Below are 1,085 nucleotides of genomic sequence, written 5' to 3'. Positions count from 1 at the left end.
TCTTGTAACCAAACTGGCTCCGCTACGTCTTGCATCGTTGATGATGGGTGCATGGTTTGGTTGTAACGCTATTGCGAACTATGTCGCTGGTTACGTGGGTTCTCATGTGGGTGAACTTGGTGCAATGGCTATCTTTAGTGGCATCGCAGTAACCGCATTGATCAGTGGTGTGATTCTAATGTTATTCTCGAACACGCTTGTTCGTTGGATGCACGGTGCAGAAAACACTCACAGCACTGCAGAACAAATTGAAGAGCAACAAACACAAGTTGCTTAACATGGTTTCAAAGTTATTAAAAAGGGTCGCAATCGCGACCCTTTTTAGTATTCATTCGGTGCAGAATACCAAAGCTCTACAGCTTGCTGCGTACTAGTTCTGCCATCATATCAATATGCATGTCATCGTCGTTAAGGCATGGAATATAGTGGAACTGCTCACCACCCGCTTCCATAAAGATCTCTTTGTTCTCTCCCGCAATTTCTTCCAAAGTTTCTAAACAATCAGATGAAAATGCAGGAGTCATGATATCAATTTTCTTCACGCCTTTACTGGTGATGGTTTCCAATGTTTTATCAGTGTAAGGCTGTAGCCACTCTTCTCGGCCAAAACGAGACTGATAAGACATACCAATCTGATCCGATGATAAACCAAGCGCCTCACCGAGCAAGCGAGTGGTCGCTTCACAATGCTGAGGATAAATGTCGCCATTGTCTGCATAACGTTTAGGAATACCGTGATATGAACACAGCAAGTAATCCCCTTTGCCATGCTCTTCCCAGTATTGTCGAACCGAATGCGCAAGCGCTTCGATGTACATTGGATGATCGTGATAATCGCGAATAAAGCTGAATGCTGGCATCACTGGCAGTTGCTTAAACGCTTTTGTGATTCCATCAGACACGGCTGCTGTGGTTGTCCCAGAGTATTGTGGGTACAACGGTAGCACAATAACCTCTTCCACACCTTGAGCGATAAGAGCTTCAAAACCAGATTGAAGGCTTGGGTTGCCATAAGTCATGCCGAGTTCCACAGGCATATCGAGATGCTGAGCAAGTTTCTTTGCCTGGCGTTTGGAATACACCAT

At 45.1% G+C, this 1,085-nt stretch carries 1 protein-coding gene and 1 pseudogene; one reads left to right on the top strand and one right to left on the bottom strand.

Features of this window, described 5'->3' with window-relative positions; translation table 11 throughout:
* A pseudogene (locus R7O12_RS26535) lies at nucleotides 1-277 on the top strand (dipeptide/tripeptide permease); the annotation flags it as partial.
* Between the two features lie 76 nt (nucleotides 278-353).
* On the opposite strand, the gene hemH reads toward R7O12_RS26535, so the two are convergent.
* Nucleotides 354-1,085, bottom strand: a 732-nt coding sequence (hemH, locus tag R7O12_RS26530; RefSeq protein ID WP_318127059.1) for a ferrochelatase, incomplete at its 5' end; no start/stop codon positions are given.

Source organism: Vibrio sp. Vb1574, assembly GCF_033338675.1.
The sequence above is the reverse complement of the archived record's forward strand: the minus strand, read 5'-3'. Positions and strand labels throughout refer to the sequence as shown.